The organism is Pseudohaliea sp. (assembly GCF_040217025.1).
Classification (GTDB): Bacteria; Pseudomonadota; Gammaproteobacteria; order Pseudomonadales; family Halieaceae; genus Pseudohaliea.
Genome location: NZ_JAVJOA010000010.1, coordinates 719211 through 740061 on the forward strand (window position 1 = coordinate 719211; position 20851 = coordinate 740061).

A 20851-nucleotide genomic window follows, 5' to 3' on the forward strand; every position below is an offset into this window, starting at 1 on the left:
TATACCCGACGCGTCCGATGCGCGGCCGTGAATCGGTCGCAAGAGGCCACAAAAACATTTGACAATCATTCTCATTGGCACTAGCTTCTTACCCGTAGCCAAAGGAAATCACCATGTTCGTCTGTCTCTGCAACGGCATCACCGAAAGCCAGATCCGCGCCGCGGCCTCAACCGGTATTTCCACCCTCGAGGAACTCACGGAGCACCTCGGTGTGGCGAGCCAGTGCGGACAGTGCGGCTCCATGGCGCAAGCCGTGCTCGAGGAAAGCGGCGGCGCCTTCTCCATTCCCGAAGATCGATTCTACGCGGCCGTCCGCCCGGGCTGACCGGGCCGGCTGACTGGCACCCACCTTCACCTGCGGATACACTGGCCCCGGCTCCTGCCTGTGCCGGCAGGGGTTTCCGTAGACAGGAGATAGCAGCATGAAGGGCGACCCCAAGGTCATCGAACACCTCAACCGCATCCTCGGCAACGAGCTGGTGGCGATCAACCAGTACTTTCTGCACGCCAAGATGTACAAGGACTGGGGCCTGACCGAGCTCGCGGAGCACGAGTACCACGAATCCATCGACGAGATGAAGCACGCCGATGACCTCGTCGAGCGCATCCTCTTCCTGGAGGGCCTGCCCAACCTGCAGGACCTCGGCAAGCTGCTGATCGGTGAGGACACCAAGGACATGCTCGAGTGCGACCTCAAGCTCGAGCATATCGCGCACAAGGATCTGAAGGAGGCCGCTGCCTACTGCGACAGCGTCGGCGACTACGTCTCCCGCGATCTCGTGGTCAGCATTCTCGAGGCCGAGGAAGAGCACATCGACTGGCTGGAAACCCAGCTGGGCCTCATCGAGCGCCTCGGCCTGGAGAACTACCTGCAAACGGCAGCGCGCACGGTCAAGCCCGAGGCCTGACCGCGGTACCGTCTCCTGCGCAGCTGCGCAGGGACGGTCTCAGGAGACCGCCTCGCCCCCCGCGGCCTCCTTGATGAGGGTGGCGAGTTCGCCGCTCTCGTGCATTTCGCTCACGATATCGCAACCGCCGATGAGCTCGCCCTTCACCCAGAGCTGGGGAAAGGTGGGCCAGTTGGCATATTGCGGAAGGTTGGCGCGGATATCCGGATTGGAGAGCACATCCACGTAGGCGAAGCGCTCGCCACAGGCCATGAGTGCCTGCACGGTCCGGGCCGAGAAACCGCACTGCGGCTGGTTCGGTGAGCCCTTCATGTACAGCAGGATCGTGTTGTTTTCGATCTGCTCCCGGATTTGCTCCATGATATCCATCGTCACTTCCTTAGCGTTCCTGTTGCTGCCTGGGTAAAGATCCGGCCCGGGCAGGGACCCGGCGGATGTCGGCGGGGTGCGCCGCGTATACCTGCGTATTTTAGTCGGTTATTCGCCAAATGTCGCGGCCCGGCTTTCGGTCCGCGACAATTGCCAGCGCCGGGGTCAGCCGCTATGCTCGCCGGTTTTTCCGCGCCCGGGCACCGGCCTTCGACAACACCCCGGGGGCACGCCCGCAGAGGATCGACTATGGCAACGCGGCACTTCCTGACCCTCCTCGACTTCACGCCGGCCGAGCTGCGCGCGCTCCTCGACCGCGCCAGCGAGCTGAAGCGCGGCCACCGCGCCGGGGAGGACCAGCGCCGCTTCCCCGGCAAGGTCCTGGCCATGGTGTTCGCCAAGTCCTCCACCCGCACCCGCGTCTCCTTCGAGGCCGGCATGGCCCAGCTCGGCGGCCACGCCATGTTCCTGTCGCCCACGGATACGCAGCTCGGACGCGGAGAACCGATCGAGGACTCTGCGCGGGTCATCTCCTCCATGGTCGACGTGGTGATGATCCGCACCTTCGGCCACGACATCGTCGAGCGCTTCGCCGCGCACTCCACGGTCCCCGTGATCAATGCGCTGACCGACAGCTACCACCCCTGCCAGCTGCTGGCCGACATGCAGACCTACCGTGAGCACCGCGGCCCCATCGCCGGGCGCAGCGTCTGCTGGGTGGGCGACGGCAACAACATGTGCCAGTCCTATATCAACGCGGCGCGGCAGTTCGATTTCGAACTGCGCATCGCCTGCCCGCCCGGGTTCGAGCCGGATGCCGATCTGCTGGCGGCGAACGCGGACCGGGTGACGCTGGTCAGCGACCCGGCGGCGGCGGCCGCGGGCGCCGACCTGCTGGTCACCGATGTCTGGGCCTCGATGGGCCAGGAAAGCGAGCAGCGGGCCCGGGCCGAGGCCTTCGCGCCCTACCAGCTCAACGAGGACCTGCTCGCCCGGGCTGCTGCGGACGCCCTCTACATGCACTGCCTGCCCGCGCACCGTGGCGAGGAGATCAGCGCGGGGCTCATGGACGCGCCGGACAGCGTGATCTGGGACGAGGCCGAGAACCGGCTCCACGCGCAGAAAGCGCTGTTGGAAGCGCTCCTCGAGAGCGCCGCCTAAGCAAGATGCACCAAAAACTTGCAGAACCTTCAAAAGCGCACTATCTTGTACACCAATTGAAACCATGCCCCCAGATATAGCGCCCGACCCAGCAAAGGCGCAGCGCCGAGCCCCGCGGCCCGGCGGGGCCCGGCGGAGGGAAAACGCCATGAATGACCGCGACGACCCGTACAGCGACCGCGAGAGTATCCTCATGGCGCTGGACCAGATCAGCCAGACCATCGACGTCATGACCAGCGTCGTCGGCCGCCTGCGCAGCCAGGTCGAGGCACGGGGCGAAGGGCACGGCCGGGCACAGGGCGAGGCACGGCCCCGGGCACGGACGGAAGCGGAGCCAGACCGCGACAAGGGCGGCACCCAGGGCAAGGACAGGCTGCCCACCGCGAGCTCGCCGGACCGAATCCTGCACTGACCCTCCCGTGACCACCGCCGCCGGGCCGGTCTCCGGCTACGCGGGCACCCGGCGCCGGGCCAGCCTGGCGCTGCTGGTTATCGCCAACCTCGTTCCCCTGGCCGGCGTGCTTTTCCTCGACTGGGATATCGCCGCCCTCGTGGTGCTCTACTGGTCCGAGAATCTCGTCCTCGGCTTCTACACCCTGCTTAAGATGCTGGTCGTGAACCCGCTCGGGGCACTGCCCATGGGCCTGTTTTTCGCCATTCACTACGGCGGCTTCTGTGCGGTGCACGGGCTGTTCATCCTCACCCTGCTCATCGACGACCAGGCCCAGGTCCTCGGCGGTGACAGCTGGCCCCTGTTCCTGGTCTTCATCCAGCTGCTGCTGGAGGTCGTCCGGCAGGTCCTCGCACACGCACCGCCCTACTGGCTCTGGGCATTCCTCGCGCTGCTGGTAAGCCACGGCGGCTCCTTCGTGCTCAACTTCCTGCTCGCCGGGGAGCGCGAACGGGCGTCGCTCAACGCGCTGATGGGCGCGCCCTACGGGCGCATCGCCGTGCTCCACATCGCTATCATCGCCGGCGGCTTCGCCGTGCTCGCCCTGGGCGAGCCCCTCGGCCTGCTGCTGGTCCTGGTCGCCCTCAAACTCGGCCTCGACATCTCCCTCCACCTGCGCGAACACCGCAAGGCGGCCGCCACCGCGGACCGCTGACGCGGCAAATATTTACACTGCAAACATTCACAGGACCGGGAGCGGGCGCTACACTGTGGGGCCCCCGCCGGCTCCCGCGCCGGCATCCATTGCCTACAGCAACAGGACCTCACCATGATCTACCAGAGTGACGCGCTTTCCGTGGCTCGCCTCGATGGCGACTTTGCCGAGTTGCGCTTTGATCTCGCCGGCGAGTCGGTCAACAAGTTCAACCAGGCCACCGTCGCCGACCTCACCGCGGCCCTCGATGCCCTGGAGGCCGAGCAGGGCCTGCGCGGGCTGCTGGTGACCTCGGGCAAGCCGGTGTTCATCGTCGGCGCCGACATCACCGAGTTCACCGAGCTCTTCGGTGCCGGGGCCGATGACATCGCCGGCTTCACCGGCGTCAACAATGCCAACTTCAACCGCCTCCAGGCCCTGCCCTTCCCGACCGTGGTGGCGATCAACGGCTACGCCATGGGCGGCGGCCTCGAGGTCTGCCTGGCCTGCGACTTCCGGGTCATGGCCAGCGCCGCCAGGGTCGGCCTGCCGGAAACCAAGCTCGGCATCCTGCCCGGCTGGGGCGGCACGGTGCGCCTGCCGCGGATCATCGGCGTGGACGAGGCGGTGACCTGGATCACCACCGGTGCGGAGCAGCGCGCCGACGCCGCCCTCAAGGCCGGCGCGGTGGATGCCGTGGTCGAGGCGGACGCGCTCCGCGACGCGGCGCTCAGGATGCTGGCCGATGCCGCCGACGGCAGGCTCGACTACGCCGGCCGCCGCGCCGCCAAGGCGGGCCCCCTGCCCATGAACGACACGGAGGCCATGATGGCCTTCTTCACCATGAAGGCCATGGTCGGGCAGCAGGCCGGCAAGAACTACCCGGCCCCCATGAAAGTGGTCGAGGTGATCGAGGAAGCCCGGGGCATGGGCCTCGAGGACGCCCTCGCGGTCGAGGCCCGCGGCTTTGCCGAGCTGGCCACCACGCCGCAGGCCGCCGCCCTGGTCGGCATCTTCCTCGGCGACCAGTACCTGTCCAAGCAGGCCAAGGGGTGGGAAAAGCAGGCCGACAAGAACATCGAGCGCGCGGCGGTCCTCGGCGCCGGCATCATGGGCGGCGGCATCGCCTACCAGTCCGCCTACAAGGGCATTCCGATCAAGATGAAGGATATCGCCCAGGAAGGCCTGGACCTCGGCCTCTCGGAGGCCGGCAAGCTGCTGTCGAAGCGCGTCGCGCGCGGCCGCATGACGCCCGAGAAGATGGGCGAGGTGCTCAGCAGCATCGACCCCATGCTCAGTTACGATGGCTTCGACCAGGTCGATATCGTCGTCGAGGCGGTGGTCGAGAACCCGAAGGTCAAGCACGCGGTTCTCGCCGAGACGGAGAAGCAGATCACGGAGGACACGATCCTCGCTTCCAACACCTCGACCATCTCGATCACCTACCTCGCCGAGGCGCTGGAGCGGCCGCAGAACTTCTGCGGCATGCACTTCTTCAACCCCGTGCACGCCATGCCGCTGGTCGAGGTGATCCGCGGCGAGAAGAGCTCGGACGCCGCCATCGCCCGCACCGTGGCCTATGCCAACCGCATGGGCAAGAAGGCCGTGGTGGTAAAGGACTGCCCCGGCTTCCTCGTCAACCGGGTACTGTTCCCCTACTTCGACGGCTTCTCGAAGCTCCTGCGCGACGGCGCCGACTTCCAGGCCGTGGACAAGGTCATGGAGAAGTGGGGCTGGCCCATGGGCCCGGCCTATCTCATGGACGTGGTCGGCATCGATACGGGCGTGCACGCCGCCGGCGTCATGGCCGAGGGCTTCCCGGACCGCATGAAACTCGACTTCAAGACCGCGACGGAAGTCATGTTCGAGAACGACCGCCTCGGCCAGAAAAACGGCAAGGGCTTCTACGACTACGTGCCCGACAAGCGCGGCAAGCCGAAGAAGACCCCGTCCGAGACCGCCTACGAGCTCATTGCCCCGGTCTGCGGCGAGCGCCGCGAGTTCGAGCGCGACGACATCATCGCCCGCATGATGCTGCCGATGGCCACGGAGCTCGCCCGCTGCCTCGAGGAGAACATCGTCGGCAGCGCCGCCGAAGCGGACATGGCCCTGGTCTACGGCATCGGCTTTCCGCCCTTCCGCGGCGGCGTCTTCCGCTGGCTCGATACCGTCGGCCTGCCCTGGCTGGCGGAGCAGTCGGAAAAGTTCGCCGACCTCGGCAAGACCTACGAGCTGACCGAGGGCATGAAAGCAAAACTCGCCGCCGGCGAGACCTACTACTGAGCGCCGGCTCGAGCAAAGGAGAATGACTGTGAAAGCCAACCCGAGAGACGCCGTCATCGTCGACTTCGCCCGCAGCGCCATGGGCCGGTCCAAGAACGGCTGCTTCCGCAACGTGCGCGCGGACGACCTGTCCGTCGCGGTGATCAGGGGCCTGCTGGCCCGCAACGACAAGCTCGACCCGGCGGAGATCGACGACCTGATCTGGGGCTGCGTGCTGCAGCGGGGTGAGCAGGGCATGAACCTCGCGCGCAACATCGTGCTCCGGGCACAGCTGCCGTTCACCGTGCCCGCGCAGACCGTGAACCGCCTCTGCGGCTCGTCCATGTCCGCCCTGCACACCGCCGCCGCCAGCATCATCGCCGGCATCGGTGACGTCTACCTCGTCGGCGGCGTGGAGCACCTCGGCCACCTGCCGATGATGGACGACGTGGACATCAACCCCCGCCTCGGCCTCAACGTCGCCAAGGCGGCGGGCATGATGGGCATGACCGCCGAGTACCTGGGGCTCATGCACGGCATCAAGCGCGAGGACCAGGACAAGCTGGGGCTGCGCTCGCACCAGCTGGCCCACAAGGCCACGGTGGACGGCAAGTTCGATCGCGAGATCATCCCCGTGGAGGGCCACGACGAGCAGGGTGCCCTGGTGTCCGTGACCCGCGACGAGACGATCCGCCCGGAAACGACCCTGGAGGGCCTCGCGGAGCTGCCGCCGGCCTTCAACCCGCAGGGCGGCACGGTGACCGCGGGCACCTCCTCGCAGATCTCGGACGGCGCCTCGGCGATGCTGGTGCTCTCGGCCGAGAAGGCGGAAGCCCTGGGCCTCGAACCGATCGCCCGTATCCGCGCCATGACCGTCGCCGGCGTGGACCCGTCGATCATGGGCTACGGCCCGGTCCCGTCGACGAAGAAGGCCCTCAAGCAGCTGGGCCTGTCCATCGGCGACATCGACATGGTCGAGCTCAACGAGGCCTTCGCGGCACAGGCCCTGCCGGTGCTCAAGGACCTTGGCCTGCTGGACAGCATGGAGGAGAAGGTCAACGTCCACGGCGGCGCCATCGCCCTCGGCCACCCCTTCGGCTGCTCCGGTACGCGGATCACCGGCTCGCTGCTGAACGTGATGCAGGACCGCGACCTGACCTGGGGCATCTCCACGATGTGCATCGGCCTCGGCCAGGGCATCACCACGGTCGTCGAGCGGGTCTGACCCGCTCGACGACCCCGCCCGGGCCCGTGATGGCCGGGCTGGGACCGGCGAGACACCGCTACCAGCCGGCTCCCACACCGGGCGCGGCCCCGCTGTTAACCCAGGGCCTCTATGCAGGTTGACAGCTCCCGGCGCTTGGCGCACTCTTCGCGCGCCATCCAGCCGGGAGTTTGCCATGCAGCGCACCCTCAGCACCGCCCTCCTCCTCGCCACCGCCGCGGCGGCGACCCCCGCCATTGCCCGGGAGACCGGGGCCCGCCCGGTCCTCGAGGAGGTCCTGGTGACCGCCCGCAAGCGCAGCGAGCGCGCCATCGAGGCGCCGGTGGCGGTGACGGCCTTCAGCAGCGAGGACCTGGAGACGCTCAAGGCACGCGACCTCACCCGCCTGTCCGCCGGGCTGCCCGGTGTCCTCCTCGACGATGTCGGTACCCGCCGCGGCACCGCCAACTTCTCCATCCGCGGCCTCGGCATCAACAGCTCCATCCCGTCCATCGACCCGGCGGTCGGCGTCTTCGTCAACGGCGTCTATCTCGCGGTCAACAACGACACGGTCTTCGATATCTTCGATCTCGAGCGCATCGAGGTCCTGCGCGGCCCGCAGGGTATTCTCTTCGGCCGCAACGTCACCGGCGGCGCGGTGCTGCTGGAAACGCGCAAGCCCGGCGACCGCTTCGAGGCGGCGCTGCGCGGTGCCGTGGAAGGCGGCGGCGACGGCGGCCTGTCGCGCTACCTCATGGGCAGCCTGTCAGGCCCGCTGGGCGAGAGCCTGGAGGGCCGGCTGGTGCTCTACGGCAACGACGACCAGGGCTGGTTTGAGAACCTCGCCGATGGCGATGACTTCGGTGCCGTCGAGCAGGCCATGGCCCGGGGCACGCTGGTCTGGGAACCGACGGCCGCCGACACGGTGACGTTGTTCTACGAGCGCACGGATATCGACGGCGAGGGGGCGGCTACGCAGTCGCACACCAATGGCGCGGGGATACCCGGCACGCCGCGTAACTTTCCGCGGGACAGCCACGAGTTCGCCATCGACGAGCGCGGCTACCAATCCGTGGAGAGCGATTTCCTGACCCTGCGCTGGGACCGCGCCGTGACCTTCGGCGAAGGCACGGTGACCAACATCTTCGGCTGGCGCGACCAGTCCTCCGTGGCCATGAGCGACATCGACGGCCAGCCGGGCTTCCTGTTCCACTCCCCCGGCTGGATCGACGCCGAGCAGTGGAGCAACGAGCTGCGCTACCGGGGGCAGTTCGGGTCGGCGGTGGATGTGACCGCGGGCCTCTACCTCTTCTCCGGCGACCTCGCCTACCACGACCGGCGCCTGTTCCTCGGCGAGAGCGGTGTCCCCGGCAGCGCGCAGATCACCCAGAACGGCGGCGGCGAGCAGGCGCTGGACACGCTGGCCGTGTTCGGTAGCGCGGACTATGCGCTCAACGAGCGCTGGACGCTGAGTGCCGGCCTGCGCCTGTCCCGGGAGGAGAAAGCTGTGCAAGTCGCTTCCTTCAACCTGAACCCCACGCCCTGCAATATCGTGGTCAGCGGCGATTGCCCCTTCGACTTCCGCGACCGCGACCAGTGGGACACGCTCTCGCCGCGGCTCGGCGTGAGCTACCGCCCGGATGCGGACCGGCACGTCTACGCCAGCTGGACCCGCGGCTTCCGCTCCGGCGGCTACAACCTGCGCAATTCCAACGCCGCCCAGCCGCCCGGGCCCTACGACGAGGAACAGGTGGACACGGTCGAACTGGGCTACAAGCAACGCGCCGGCGCCTGGGCCCTGGATGCCGCGCTCTACCACACGCGGGTGGAGGACATGCAGCGGGAAGTGAACCTGCCCAGCGGCACCGCCGGCATCCTGCAGCTGATCCGCAACACGGCGAGCGCGGAGCTCTCCGGCGCCGAGCTGGACCTCACCGTCGAGGCCGGCGCGGGCTTCACCCTCGCCGCGACCGCGAGCTACCTGGATGCCCGCTATACGAAAGTCCGCTTCGACCTCGACGGCAACGGCACCGTGGACAGCGCCGATGAAGACCTCGAGCTGCCCCGGGCGCCGGAGTGGACCGGCAGCCTGGAAGCGCGCTGGCGGGGCGCCGTCGCCGGCGGCCGCCTCGACGCCCGCGCCGCCTGGAACTACCGCGACCGCGTCGCCTACACCGACAACAACCTCGGCTACATCCTGGCCCAGGACCTCGTCGACCTGGACCTCGCCTGGACCAGCGGCAGCGGCCGCTGGACCGTCGCCGCCTACGCCCGCAACCTTCGCAACGAGGTCAAGCACGGCGGCGACTCGCAGCTGCCGGCCGTGTTCATCGGCGAGCCGCTGGGCGGCACCTTCAGCCCGCTGGCCCGCGGGCGCATCGTCGGTGTTTCCGTGGACTGGCGGCTGGGCGGCTAGCGCCGCCGCTCAGGGACCGCCGAGGAGCCGGTCGACCCGGTCCAGGGCGAGCAGGAGGTCGCGGATGGGCAGCCGCGCGTCGCGGAAGTACTCCTCGGCCATGGGACGGATGCCGCAGTCCCCGGGGAGCGAGGCCTCGGCAGCGACGAGGTCATGCATGCGCGGCAGGAACACGAACTGCAGCCACTGGGGCAGCGTCAGCGTGTCGAAGCAGAACGGCTGGGTGGACGCGAAGGCCTCGTCCGGCGGCGGCTCGAACTCCCAGAGCTGGAGCTGCCTGAGTTCCGCCTCGATATCGATCAGCACTTCCGCGACCTGGGTATGCATAGGCCCCTCCATGGCCGTCTAGGGTACCAGAGCCGACCCTTTTGACGGCGGCGGGGACTTGGCCTAAGCTGCGCTTCCCCCGCGGGTGTAGTTCAATGGTAGAACCTCAGCTTCCCAAGCTGATGACGTGGGTTCGATTCCCATCACCCGCTCCATCCCCGCAAGCGGCCGGGCCCGAGTATTCCATGAAGCGGTGACGTGGACTCGAGCGACCCCGGCGTTTCTTGGCACCCGCTTCAGTTCCCAACGCCTGAACCCCGCCGCCTTCTTTGGCCTAGCACTTCTTCACGGGCGGGCAAGGGATTGTTTTCAGGCGATTTCGCGCCGGAAAGGCGGCAGGGAGTCGAGGATCGCGCGGCCGTAGCGCCGGGTGACCACGCGGCGGTCGCAGAGGGTGATGCGCCCGCCGTCCGCCTCCGTGCGCAGCAATCGGCCGCTGGCCTGGGTCAGGCGGAGCGCGGCGTCGGGGACGCTGATCTCCATGAAGGCGTTGCCGCCCCGGTCCTCCACCCACTCGGCGAGCGCGGCTTCCAGGGGGCTGTCGGGCACGGCAAAGGGCAGCTTGGCGATGACCACGTGGCGGCAGTAGTCGCCGGGCAGGTCCACACCCTCGGCAAAGCTCGCCAGGCCGAAGATGACGCTGCCCCGGCCCGCGTCCACCGCCTCCCGGTGGCGGCGGAGAATCTCCTGCTTGCCCAGGCTGTCCTGAACCAGCAGCCGGTCGCCGAGACGGTCGGCGACGCCGTCGCGCACCTCCAGCATCTGCCGCCGCGACGCGAACAGCACCAGCGCCGCCTCCGCCGGGTCCAGCCATCCGGGCAGGCGCTCGATGAGCTCTTCGGTGTGGGCGGCGGCGTTGCCCCCGTCAGCCGCCATGGCCGGTACAGACAGCGTCGCCCGGGTATAGTCGAAGGGGCTGCCGACGACCTCGAAGATCGCGTCCTCCGGCACGCCGCTGCGCTGGCGGAAACGGTCGAAGCTGCCGAGGGCCGTCAGGGTTGCCGAGGTGACCACCACGCCGGCGGCGCGGGGCCAGAGGTGCTCGGCGAGAATATCCGTCGCCAGGATCGGGCTGCACAGCAGGTCGTGCCCCACCGGCCCGCCGGCACCGGCGCGGGCGCGGCTGATCCAGCGCGCCCGGGGCGGGGGGCCCTCCGGGTCCGGCACCGCGTAATCCTGCCACAGTGCCAGGGTGTTCTCGGCCCGGCCGCGCATGCCCGCGACGGCGAGGTGCCAGGGCTCGACAGACTCCCGGTCGCCGTTTTCAAGCTCGTCCTCGAGGCAGCCCTCGAGCCGGGCCAGCCCTGAGGCCAGGCGGCCGAAGCCCGCTGCGAGCGTGCCGGCCAGCGGCACGAGCGCCTCCGGCACCACGCCGTGCGGAAAGCGCAGCCGCTCGGCCTCCCGGCCGGTGCGCGCGTCCTCCCCGGCGAGGAGCGCCACCACCGCGTCCTCCGCCGCCTCGAGGCCCACGGCGAGCTCCTCCAGCTGGTCGGGCAGCTTTTCCAGCAGGGGACCGACGCCCGCGACCCCGCCGATATCCGCCACGCCCGCGGCGAGCCCGCGCGCGCTGCCGCGCAGCCACTGCCGCGTGCTGTGCAGGCGGCAGAAGCTGGAGAAGTGGTTGAGGGCCTTGTCCGGGAGGTGGTGGCCCTCGTCGAAGATGTAGATGGTGTCTTCCGGGGGCGGCAGGATCGCGCCACCGCCCAGGGCGAGATCCGCGAGCACCAGGTCGTGGTTGGCGACCACGATATCGGCCCCCTGCAGCGCCTCCCGGGCGCGGAAGAAGCTGCACTGGCCGACATTCGGGCAGCGGCGCCCGGTGCACTGGTTGTGATCGGTAGTAACCGGCAGCCAGGTGGGCTCGTCCAGCGCCTCGGGCCAGCTGTCCCGGTCGCCGTCCCAGCTGCCGCGGCCGAGAGCGTCGATCATGGCCTCGTAGACCGGCAGCGCGTCGCCGGCACCGGCGGCGGGCAGCTCGTCGGGATAGAGGGGAATCGCCGCCGAGGCGTCCTGCCCCTGCGCCAGCTGCCGGTCCAGCTTGCTGAGGCACACGTAGCGCCGCCGTCCCTTGGCCAGGGCGGCGGTGAAGGCGAGACCGCTGCCGGCGGCAATGTCCGGCAGATCCTTGTGCACGAACTGCTCCTGCAGGGCCACGGTGGCGGTCGCCACCACCAGGCGCTTGCCGCGGTCCTGGGCGATGGGGATGGCCGCGAGGGCGTAGGCGAGCGTCTTGCCGGTACCGGTGCCGGCCTCGACGACGCAGATGGGCGGCTCGGCCGGCGCGCTGCGATCGCCCGGCAAGCGGGCCAGCGCGCGGGCCACGGCGCCGATCATCTGCCGCTGGCCGAGGCGTGGGCTCAGGTTGCGCGCGGCCACCGTGGCGCTGTAGGCGTCGCGGATCCGGTCCTTGAGGGCCTCGCTCAGCAAGTCGGTCAGGCCGCCTCGCGCAGGGACAGCTGGCTGCGAACCGCGTTGGCGTAGATGGCGAGGGCAAAGGGGCGGTGATCCTCGGGTATCGCCTCCATGCGCGCCCGGAAAGCGGCGGCGGACACGGAGCCCGCCTCGCAGCGCAGCCCCGCGGGCGCTCGCCGGCCCTCGAGAGCCTCCCAGGCCTGGAGGTTGCTCGGGTGCAGTCGGAAGCCGGCCAGCACCTGCCGGTCGATCTCCGCGGCCACCGCCGCAGCGCTGTCGAAACGCCGGTCGAGCGGGGTGCCGAAGCTGACGTGTACCCGGCCCTTGCTGCCCGCGATGCCCACGCCGATGGAAGCGACATCCTCCTGTTCACCCTTTTCATAGGCGCCGGTGCGGGCGCGCTCGGCGAGCTCGCGCGCCTTGAGCGCATCGCAGGGATCGATCTCGTAGGAGATGGCGACCGGAACGATACCCAGGCTGGCGATGTGTTCGCCGAAGTCCTCGCTCGCCTTGTCCCGGCTCAGGGAGAGCATCTTGATCACCGCGGGCTCCGTGCGGTCGATACCGTCCTTGGCGCGCCCCTCGCGCTGGGCGATCCAGACGTTGGCATGCTGCTCGGTGAGCGCGTGGCGGATATAGGCGGAGAGGTGGCGGGAGGCGGCCAGCAGCTCCCGCGGGCCGGCGGCGGAGCGGCGGACGATGAAGCTCTTGTTCAGGCGCATGAGGTCCGAAACCCAGGGCTTGGTGAGCAGGTTGTCCCCGATGGCGATCTGCAGCGTGTCGAAACCGTTCACGTGCAGCGCGTAGTTGGTGAACGCCGGGTCCATGGCGATATCCCGGTGGTTGCTCACGAAGAGCCAGGCGCGGGCCGGGTCGAGCTTGTCGAGACCGGTCACCGTCAGGCCGGCGGTCGTGTTCTCGATCATGGCATCCATGTAGCCGCGGATCACCAGCTGCAGGTCATGGACGGTTTCGACGCCGCGCAGCTGGCGCTTGAGGTACCAGCGCACCGCCGGGCGCAGCAGGAACGGCAGCAGCCGCGCCAGGCCGCCGAAGCGGAACGCGGCGATGGCGCCGGTGAGCTCCCGGTCCTCGAGCAGCCGGGCGAGCACCGGGGCGACCTCGTCGTCGCGATAGGGCCTGATGTCGGCGTAGGGATCGTGCTCGCTCACGCGGGTATCCTCGAAAAAAAGCGCCTAACCTTAACGAAAAAGCCCTGCAGCGTCATCCGGCAGAACGGCTCGTGCGGGAAAGCCGGGGCCCAGAAAACAGTGGCGCCCGCGGCCCAGTCTGGTAGGCTTTGCCGCGCTTCAGAGACCCCCAAGTCCATCACGGAGGAACCATGGACGCTGCGAGTGCTGCAATGACGACCTTTGGCGCTGCCTTGCTGCTGGTGAGCTGGGTGCTCATGCTCATCACTGCCTGGCGCGAAGACTATGCCTGGGGCCTCTTCGCCACGCTCCTGCCGCCCCTCGCCTACCTCTACGGCCTGTTCCGCCTCGACAAGGCCGGCCAGAGCATCGGCCTTGCCGTGCTCGGTCTCCTCCTGCTCGGCCTCGGCCTCGGCTAGCCGTCCTCCTCGAGATAGCGGGCAGCCAGCGCCGCCCGCTCCGCCGGGCCCACGCCCAGGGCCGCTTCCAGGTACGCCTCGACCGACCCGTAATCCTCCTCGATCGCTGCCAGCGCCGCGCCGAGATAGCTCTCGTCCACCTGCAGCATCGGCAGCAGCGTGTCGTCCTCGAGGTGGTGCATGTCGTATTTCTCCCGCACCCGCGCCAGCTCGCGGGCGGGGTCGAAGTAATGCCGGGTGAGCAGGTAGTCCTGCAGCACCGTTTCCCGCGGCACACCGAGGGCGAAGAGGACCAGCGCCGCCGCGAAGCCGGTGCGGTCCTTGCCCGCCGCACAGTGCACGAGGAAGCGCTCGTTGCCGGGGGCCAGCAGGTGACCGAAGAGCGCGGCGTAGCGGTCGCTCTGGGAGCGCACGAACTCCCGGTTGATGTCGCGCATGGCCTCGGCCATGGCCTCGGCGCCGGTGAGCCGGTGGCGCCCGCCGTAGAGCGCGCTGCCCTGGCTGCCGGGGGTGATCGCGAGGTTGATCCGCCGCGTCTCGGCGGGGAGCCGGCTGGGGTCGCTCGCCTGCTCGTCCTCGCGACGGAAGTCGCAGACCACGTCGATGCCGAGCCCGGCGAACATGCCCTGGGCCTCCTCGGTGAGCCGCGACAGGTTGCCGGAGCGGAACAGGTAGCCCCAGCGGACGCGGCGGCCGTCGGCGGCGCGGTAGCCGCCGAAGTCGCGGAAGTTCACACCCCCCGGCAGTCCGAGGCCCCGGGCCGGGGCAACCACCTCCGTGCCGTGGCTGTCGCGCAGGCGGAAGAAGTGCCGCCGCGCCGCGGGCAGCCCCGTGACCCGGACCCTGCCCGCGCTGCCCGGCGGCAGCGCGCTGGCCTCGGCGGCGGCATCCAGGGGTTCGACGGCGACCGCGCTCGACGGGTCACTGGTCTCCCAGTGCAGGTAATGATGACCGTCGGGCGTCCGCCAGATGTGAACGCTGTCGGGCTTGAGCGGCATGGGGTACTCCTGGTGGTCGTGCGCGGGTCCGGCGGCCTTGCGGGGTGCGGCGACGTCCCGAAGCAGGGCGCCGGGTGCCGCCAGCCGCCCGGTTGACAATGATACCGCACCTGTGGATACTCCGCGCTCCCGATTTTCAGTTGACGATTCAGAGGACACACCGTGGCCAACTCACCGCAAGCCCGCAAGCGCGCCCGCCAGGCGGAAAAGCGCCGCAACCACAACGCCAGCCTGCGCTCGCTCGTGCGCACGAAGATCAAGGGCGTTGTCGCGGCGATCAAGAGCGGCGATGTGGAAAAAGCCCGCGAGGCCTACACGCAGGCGGTCCCGGTCATCGACCGCATGGCCGACAAGGGCATCATCCACAAGAACAAGGCAGCGCGGCACAAGAGCCGGCTGAGCGCCCAGGTCAAGAACCTGGCCGCCTGAGCGGGCGGGCCCTGCGCCCAGCCGCTGAACCGCACTCCAAGAAAAAGGCCGGCGCCTGCGCGCCGGCCTTTTTTTGTGGCTCCTGGCGGAGCCGTGCGAAGACCCGTCAATGCCGACGGGGCCGCCTTCAGCAGCAGCCCGCGGCTTTCGCCTCCTCGCTTTCCCTGGACGCCTGCTCCTCCTCGTGCGCCGCGTGGAAGGCCGCGAGCATGCTCTGCTCGTGGGACTGCGCCTCCTCCGTGTCGAGCGGGCGCTCCAGGGCGGCCCAGTCGATGTCGCCGTCCGTGGCCAGGTTCTCGAAGTCGAGGATGCCGAGTTCCTCGAACTTCGGCCGCACCTTGTCCGTGAGCAGGCCGATGCGCTTGAGGTTCGGCACCACCCGCTGGAACAGCAGGTTGCGGAAGGTGGACATGACGAAGCCCTCCAGCACCTGCTTGCGCGCTTCCTCGACGTCCCAGCCGAAGTGCCGGAACACGTCCGTGGCCACGAGCCGCTCGCGGCTGACCACGCAGGCCTGGTAGGCGAACTCGGCGCGCTCCTCGCGCTCCTCGTCCGAGAGGGTCTTCACGAACTCCTCGAGGTAGTTGACGCCGAAGGTGACGTGCCGGGCCTCGTCCCGGGTGACCAGGTAGACCACGTCCTTGAGCACCGGGTCCGGCGTGGTCTCGCGCGTCGTATTGAAGGCGGACAGCGCCAGGCCCTCGATCACGATCTGCATGCCGATGAACTTCATGTCCCAGCGTGGATCGGTGAGGATCTTGTCGATGATGCTCTTCAGGTGCGTGTTGATCGGGTACATGACGCCGATCCGCTTCTGCAGGTACTTGTTGAACACCTCGACGTGCCGGGCCTCGTCGAAGGTCTGCGAGCCGGCGTAGAGCTTGGCATTCAGCGTCGGCGCACAGGAGCAGAGCTGCGAGGCCACCAGCAGCGCGCCCTGCTCCCCGTGCAGGAACTGGGACAGGCTCCAGGCATTCATGTGCAGCCAGAACTCGTCCTTGGTCTTGTCGTCCATGGCGAGGTAGGGCGGGTACTCGTGCAGGTTCATGAGCTCCGGCGCGCGCTCCTCGTCGGGCCAGGGCCGGTTCCAGTCGATGTCGACCTCCGGGTCCCAGTTGAGCTGCTTGCCCAGGTCATACAGCTTCTTGATGCGGTCGTCCTGCACCCTGTAGTCCCAGTTGTAGGAACCGGTGAGCGGGGTCTGGAAGATCTCGGCGATGTGGTCCACGTCCTCGGAGGTCAACAGGTCCTCGAGGTCGGGGTTCTCCCGCGGGTAGTCGGCATGGGCAAACTGCTGGATCTTGCGCGGGGACTGCTCTTTCCATTCGACTTTCATGGGGTGACTCCTGCTATCGTTATCGAGCGTTATCGGCATTTCGCCTATCAGGCCAGCGCCCCCGCCCCCTAACAAGGTGCCTGGTTGCCACAATGGGGTCATATGTGGCCAAATAGCCCCATGGCAGCCCCCACGACCCCCGCACCCTACGTTCTCATTCTCATCGACCTGGTCACGGGGCGTGGACACCCGCAGGCGGCGATCCTCGAGGGCACGACCCTGGCCGACAGCGGCATCAGCGGTATCGGCGCCCGCGTATCGCAGGGTGACTTCGTCCGCCTGGTCGCCAACGCGCACCGCCTCACCGGCGACCCGGCGCTGGGGCTGCGCCTCGGCGAACGGCTGAACCTGAGCGCCCACGCCGTGCTCGGCCAGGCCTTCATGACCTGCCAGGACCTGGCGGAAGTCATAGAACTGTTCATGCGCTACTACCACCTCCTGTCCCCGGCGCTGGAGCTCGAATACGAGGTGACGGACCGGGAATGCGTGATCACCACCGTGGCCATCCCCGACCCGGACCTCGAGGTCTTCGGCTTCGAACTCATGAGCGCCGCGATGCGCAACACCCTGCGCGGTCTCCTCGGCCGCGAGGAACTGGTGCTGGAGCTGGAGTTCCCCTACGCGGCGCCGGCCCACGAGGGCGAGTACCGGGCGCTGTTCGGCGAACACGTCCATTTCGACCGGCCCCGGGGGCGTATCCGCTTCGACCGCGCGCTGCTGCGGACCCGGCTGCCCTCCTCGAACCCGGCGCTGCGGGCGCTCTACGAGCAGGAGTGCACCCGCCTGCTGCAGGACCTCGAGAGCGATGCCTCGGTAGCCGAGCAGACGCTGCGCCTGCTGCGCAAGCTCGAGGGCCAGTATCCGCAGATGCCGCAGCTGGCGCGCATGCTCAACATGAGCCCGCGCACCTACCGCCGCCGGCTGGCCCGGGAGGGGGAATCGTTCCAGGCCCTGCTGGACCGGGTGCGGGTGGAACACGCCACCCGCCACCTCACCCAGACGCGGCTGCCGCTCTCCACCATCGCCTACATGGTGGGCTTCAACGACCCGTCGAACTTCCGTCGCGCCTTCCGGCGCTGGACCGGGCGCTCCCCGGCCGAGGTGCGCGCCGGTGGCTAGCCCGGCGGCGGGCCCGCTTGCCATCCACGCCGGCCGCGAGGCCGCGGCCACCCTTTCCCGCCACGGCTGGGACCCGTCCCTGTTCAGCCTGCTGCTGGGCGCCTCCGGCGGCCCCAAGTGGTTCATTCTCGCGGCCCTGGACCGCTACCTGTTCGGGGACTACCTGCTGCGCTCGACCCGCCCCCTGGCAGTGCTCGGCTCCTCCGTGGGCGCCTGGCGCCACGCCTGCCTCGCCCAGGCCGACCCGGTAGCCGCCATCGACCGCTTTGCCGAGTCCTACCTGGGCCAGGTCTACGCGGCACGCCCCGACGCTGCCGAGGTGAGCCGCACCAGCCTGGCAACGCTGGACCAGCTGCTCGGTAGCGACGGTGCGCAGGCCATTGCCGGCCACCCGCGGATCAGCACGCACATCGTCACCGCCCGGGGCCGCGGACCGTGCGCCGCTGCGGGCGGCCCGCTGCTCGCCCTCGGCCTGGCCGCCGCGGCGGGCGTCAACGCCCTGGCCCGGCCGGGCCTCGCCGCGGCGTTCCAGCGCGTGGTGTTCTCAAGCGGCGCCGGCGCACCGGCCCTGCCGGGCTTTGCCTCGGCGGACGCTCCGCTCACCGCGGGCAACGTCCGCACCGTACTGCATGCCAGCGGCTCCATCCCCTTCCTGCTGGCCGGCGAGCGGGACATCCCCGGCGCGCCGCCCGGCCACTACTGGGACGGCGGCATCATCGACTACCACTTCGACCCCCGTCCCCTGCATGCCGACGGGCTCATTCTCTACCCGCACTTCCGCGGCGACCTGACGCCGGGCTGGTTCGACAAGTTCCTGCCCTGGCGTCGCCTGGCCCCGGAACTGGTCGAGCGGCTGGTGCTGGTCGCACCGCACCCGGACTTCGTGGCCAGCCTTCCGCTCGGCAAGATTCCCGACCGCGGCGACTTCACGAAGCTGGAAACGGCAGAGCGCCTGAGCCACTGGCGGACCTGCCTGGCCCGGGGCGAGGAGCTGGCAGACGCTTTCGCGGCGCAGGTTGCGGGGCCGGACCCGCTTGCGGGGGTCAGCCTCAGCTGACGTGCTCGTCGAGGTAGCGCTCGATCTCGGCCCGGAGCGGTCCCTGGAAAGCCGAGGCCAGGAGGCCGAGGCGCACGGATACCTCCACCGCGTCGTCAGCGAGGACCAGGCGCCCCTCGACACCGGCGCCGCGGATCGCGACCACGTCGTCGCTCTCCCAGCGCGCACGCACGCCGTGTGCGGCCTCCAGCTCGGCGGCGAGAGCGGCCGCCGTGGCCCGGAGCTCGGGGCGGGACTGGGTGGTCGCCTTGCGCAGGCGGAAGCTGGCCATGGGAACCCCGGGATCGGTGCGCGGCATGCGAAAGGCCGCAGTATAGGTCAGGCGCGATTGCGCCGCATGGCCAGCCAGTTGCCGGCCAGCACCAGCACGAGCCCGAGGGCCGCAGAGAGGCTCCAGCGGTAGCCCTCGAAGACCGTGGACACGGCGAGGGCCACCAGCGGGAAGAGCAGCGTGGTGTAAGAAGCGCGGTCCGGACCGATGCGGCCGATCAGTGTGACATAGGCCCAGAACGCGAACACCGACCCGAACAGCGCCAGGTAGACGAGCGACAGCAGGTAGTCCCGCTCCAGCGGCAGGACGATGGGCGTGCCGCTGAGCAGGGCCGCCGCGTAGAGCGTGAGGCAGCCGTAGAGCATGCCCCAGGTGTTGCAGGTGAGCACCGGCAGCTGGTGACGGTGGTTGCGGGCCGCGATGATGTTGCCGGCAGAGGCACACACGGTCCCGAGCAGGCAGAGACCGAGGGCGCGCAGCGTCACCGCCGAGGTATCGAGCCCGGCCAGCTCCGGCAGGAAAATACCGGCCATGCCGGAGAGACCCAGGACGCCGCCCACGGCCACCCAGGGGCTCACCGGCAGGCGCAGGAACAGCGCGCCCCCGGCGATGTTGAAGATCACCATGGTGGAGAAGACCACGGCGATGAGACCGCTGGCGAGGTCGGCGGCACCGGTATAGATGAACAGGTAGTTGCCGGAGAAAAGGCACAGCCCCTGCAGGAACACGAAGCCGTGGTCCCGCGGCGCGAGGCGCACCAGGCGCCGCGCCGGCACCGTGAGCAGGAGCATCACGGCGGCAGACAGCGCGAAGCGGTGGGCGATGGACACCATCGGCGCCGCACCGTCCAGCTGGTAGCGGATGGCGATCCAGGTCGTGCCCCAGATGAGCACCGTCGACAGGTAGAGGATGGCGGTGTTCACGAAGCCCTCCGGCGCGGAGCGGGGACGTTACCACAGGCGCGTCTGCGAATGCGGTACCATTGCCCCCATGGATGTACCCACCCCGGACGCCGCCACCCCAAGCGACAGCGCCGTGCGCCGTTTCCTCTTCGAGGGCGCGGACCTGCGCGGCGAAGTCGTGCGCGTCGACGGTGCCTTCGCCGCTATCCTGCAGAACCACCAGTATGCCCCGGGGGTACGGGACCTCCTCGGTGAGTTCCTGGCCGCCGCCGTACTCCTGGCGACCACGCTGAAATTCCAGGGTCGCCTCACGCTGCAGGCCCGCAGCGGCGGCCAGGTCCCGCTGATCATGGCGGAGTGCACCTCGGAGCTGTCCGTGCGCGCAATCGCCCGGGGCGCGCAGGAAGCCACCGCCTTGCGCTTCGGCGAGCTGCTCGCGGAAGGCCAGCTGGCCATCACCGTCGAGCCGGAGCGCGGCCGTCGCTACCAGGGCATTGTCCCCCTGCAAGGCGAATCCCTGGCCGAGAGCCTCGATGCCTACTTCGAGCAGTCCGAGCAACTGCACACGCGGGTGTGGCTGGCCTGCGACGGCACCCGTTCCGCCGGGCTCCTGCTCCAGCAGCTGCCCACGCAGCTGACGCCGGACCCGCTGGAGCGCGAGGCGCAGTGGACGCACGCCTGCACCCTCGCCGCCACCGTTTCCCGCGAGGAACTGCTGGCGCTCGACGCCGCTGCGCTGCTCTACCGGCTCTACCACGAGGACCCGGTGCGCCTGTTCGATCCGCAGCCCGTGCGTTTCCGCTGCAGCTGTTCCCGCGAGCGCAGCCGCAGGGCCCTTGCCACCCTCGGCGAGGCCGAGATCCGCGACATCCTGAAGGAGCAGGGTTCCGTCACCATGGACTGCGAATTCTGCAACCAGCAGTACGTCTTCGAGGCGCCCGAACTGCTCCCGGAACGGACCGATCCGATCCACTGAAGCCCCGCCCCCGCCGTTCGCACGGCGCCCGGTAATCTGCCATAATCG

General features: G+C 69.2%; 21 protein-coding genes and 1 tRNA gene. 14 read left to right on the top strand and 8 right to left on the bottom strand.

Features of this window, described 5'->3' with window-relative positions; all coding sequences use genetic code 11:
• Positions 1 to 113 precede the first annotated feature (113 nt).
• Both RKE50_RS14665 and bfr read left to right on the top strand, forming a co-directional pair.
• The gene (locus RKE50_RS14665; RefSeq protein WP_350037543.1) at positions 114 to 326 is read left to right on the top strand and encodes a bacterioferritin-associated ferredoxin; all 213 of its coding nucleotides are present in this window, start codon (positions 114 to 116) and stop codon (positions 324 to 326) included.
• A 97-nt stretch (positions 327 to 423) separates the two neighbouring features.
• Complete coding sequence (gene bfr / locus RKE50_RS14670) at positions 424 to 909, top strand: bacterioferritin (protein ID WP_350037545.1); 486 nt, start codon at positions 424 to 426, stop codon at positions 907 to 909.
• Positions 910 to 948: 39 nt separating this feature from the next.
• On the opposite strand, the gene grxD is transcribed toward bfr, so the two are convergent.
• The gene (gene grxD, locus RKE50_RS14675; protein WP_350037546.1) at positions 949 to 1278 is read right to left on the bottom strand and encodes a Grx4 family monothiol glutaredoxin; all 330 of its coding nucleotides are present in this window, start codon (positions 1276 to 1278) and stop codon (positions 949 to 951) included.
• A 249-nt stretch (positions 1279 to 1527) separates the two neighbouring features.
• Between grxD and argF the strand changes: the two genes are divergently transcribed.
• From argF to RKE50_RS14705, 6 genes are all read left to right on the top strand, one after another.
• Positions 1528 to 2439 (top strand): ornithine carbamoyltransferase, encoded by a 912-nt coding sequence (gene argF / locus RKE50_RS14680; RefSeq protein WP_350037548.1) that lies wholly within the window; start codon positions 1528 to 1530, stop codon positions 2437 to 2439.
• A 148-nt stretch (positions 2440 to 2587) separates the two neighbouring features.
• Positions 2588 to 2851 (top strand): hypothetical protein, encoded by a 264-nt coding sequence (locus RKE50_RS14685; RefSeq protein ID WP_350037550.1) that lies wholly within the window; start codon positions 2588 to 2590, stop codon positions 2849 to 2851.
• Between the two features lie 7 nt (positions 2852 to 2858).
• The gene (locus RKE50_RS14690; protein ID WP_350037552.1) at positions 2859 to 3545 is read left to right on the top strand and encodes a DUF6498-containing protein; all 687 of its coding nucleotides are present in this window, start codon (positions 2859 to 2861) and stop codon (positions 3543 to 3545) included.
• A 114-nt stretch (positions 3546 to 3659) separates the two neighbouring features.
• Positions 3660 to 5807: a fatty acid oxidation complex subunit alpha FadB gene (fadB, locus tag RKE50_RS14695; RefSeq protein WP_350037554.1), complete on the top strand. Its 2148-nt coding sequence runs from the start codon at positions 3660 to 3662 to the stop codon at positions 5805 to 5807.
• 28 nt (positions 5808 to 5835) lie between these two features.
• The gene (gene fadA, locus RKE50_RS14700) at positions 5836 to 7011 is read left to right on the top strand and encodes an acetyl-CoA C-acyltransferase FadA (protein ID WP_502937893.1); all 1176 of its coding nucleotides are present in this window, start codon (positions 5836 to 5838) and stop codon (positions 7009 to 7011) included.
• 175 nt (positions 7012 to 7186) lie between these two features.
• Entirely contained in the window at positions 7187 to 9406 is a 2220-nt protein-coding gene (locus tag RKE50_RS14705) for a TonB-dependent receptor (protein WP_350037557.1), read from the top strand.
• Between the two features lie 9 nt (positions 9407 to 9415).
• Here the strand turns inward: RKE50_RS14705 and RKE50_RS14710 are convergent, their stop codons facing one another.
• Complete coding sequence (locus RKE50_RS14710) at positions 9416 to 9733, bottom strand: YqcC family protein (RefSeq protein ID WP_350037559.1); 318 nt, start codon at positions 9731 to 9733, stop codon at positions 9416 to 9418.
• Positions 9734 to 9814: 81 nt separating this feature from the next.
• Between RKE50_RS14710 and RKE50_RS14715 the strand changes: the two genes are divergently transcribed.
• A tRNA-Gly gene (locus tag RKE50_RS14715) sits at positions 9815 to 9888 on the top strand.
• Between the two features lie 154 nt (positions 9889 to 10042).
• Here the strand turns inward: RKE50_RS14715 and dinG are convergent.
• Complete coding sequence (gene dinG / locus RKE50_RS14720; protein WP_350037561.1) at positions 10043 to 12160, bottom strand: ATP-dependent DNA helicase DinG; 2118 nt, start codon at positions 12158 to 12160, stop codon at positions 10043 to 10045.
• A gap of 5 nt (positions 12161 to 12165) precedes the next feature.
• On the bottom strand, positions 12166 to 13317 hold the full coding sequence (locus RKE50_RS14725; RefSeq protein ID WP_350037563.1) for a 1-acyl-sn-glycerol-3-phosphate acyltransferase: 1152 nt from the start codon (positions 13315 to 13317) through the stop codon (positions 12166 to 12168).
• A gap of 170 nt (positions 13318 to 13487) precedes the next feature.
• Between RKE50_RS14725 and RKE50_RS14730 the strand changes: the two genes are divergently transcribed.
• Positions 13488 to 13715, top strand: a complete 228-nt coding sequence (locus RKE50_RS14730) for a hypothetical protein (protein WP_350037565.1) — start codon at positions 13488 to 13490, stop codon at positions 13713 to 13715.
• On the opposite strand, the gene RKE50_RS14735 is transcribed toward RKE50_RS14730, so the two are convergent.
• Positions 13712 to 14713 (bottom strand): tyrosine-protein phosphatase, encoded by a 1002-nt coding sequence (locus RKE50_RS14735; protein WP_350037567.1) that lies wholly within the window; start codon positions 14711 to 14713, stop codon positions 13712 to 13714. The two genes, RKE50_RS14730 and RKE50_RS14735, sit on opposite strands and share 4 nt — an antisense overlap.
• Before the next feature lie 162 nt (positions 14714 to 14875).
• Between RKE50_RS14735 and rpsT the strand changes: the two genes are divergently transcribed.
• Complete coding sequence (gene rpsT, locus RKE50_RS14740) at positions 14876 to 15142, top strand: 30S ribosomal protein S20 (protein ID WP_350037569.1); 267 nt, start codon at positions 14876 to 14878, stop codon at positions 15140 to 15142.
• A 127-nt stretch (positions 15143 to 15269) separates the two neighbouring features.
• On the opposite strand, the gene RKE50_RS14745 is transcribed toward rpsT, so the two are convergent.
• Positions 15270 to 16478 (bottom strand): ferritin-like domain-containing protein, encoded by a 1209-nt coding sequence (locus RKE50_RS14745; protein WP_350037571.1) that lies wholly within the window; start codon positions 16476 to 16478, stop codon positions 15270 to 15272.
• 120 nt (positions 16479 to 16598) lie between these two features.
• Between RKE50_RS14745 and RKE50_RS14750 the strand changes: the two genes are divergently transcribed.
• Positions 16599 to 17597 carry an AraC family transcriptional regulator gene (locus RKE50_RS14750; protein ID WP_350037573.1) on the top strand — a complete coding sequence of 333 codons (999 nt, stop codon included), beginning with the start codon at positions 16599 to 16601 and terminating at the stop codon, positions 17595 to 17597.
• Positions 17590 to 18654, top strand: a complete 1065-nt coding sequence (locus RKE50_RS14755; protein WP_350037575.1) for a patatin-like phospholipase family protein — start codon at positions 17590 to 17592, stop codon at positions 18652 to 18654. Before RKE50_RS14750 ends, RKE50_RS14755 begins: the two co-directional genes overlap by 8 nt.
• Here the strand turns inward: RKE50_RS14755 and RKE50_RS14760 are convergent.
• Positions 18647 to 18952, bottom strand: a complete 306-nt coding sequence (locus tag RKE50_RS14760) for a polyhydroxyalkanoic acid system family protein (RefSeq protein ID WP_350037577.1) — start codon at positions 18950 to 18952, stop codon at positions 18647 to 18649. The two genes, RKE50_RS14755 and RKE50_RS14760, sit on opposite strands and share 8 nt — an antisense overlap.
• 20 nt (positions 18953 to 18972) lie before the next feature.
• Positions 18973 to 19848, bottom strand: a complete 876-nt coding sequence (locus RKE50_RS14765; RefSeq protein WP_350037579.1) for a DMT family transporter — start codon at positions 19846 to 19848, stop codon at positions 18973 to 18975.
• Positions 19849 to 19915: 67 nt separating this feature from the next.
• Here RKE50_RS14765 and hslO point away from each other — a divergent pair, with 67 nt between their 5' ends.
• On the top strand, positions 19916 to 20803 hold the full coding sequence (hslO, locus tag RKE50_RS14770; RefSeq protein ID WP_350037581.1) for an Hsp33 family molecular chaperone HslO: 888 nt from the start codon (positions 19916 to 19918) through the stop codon (positions 20801 to 20803).
• Positions 20804 to 20851: the final 48 nt, after the last annotated feature.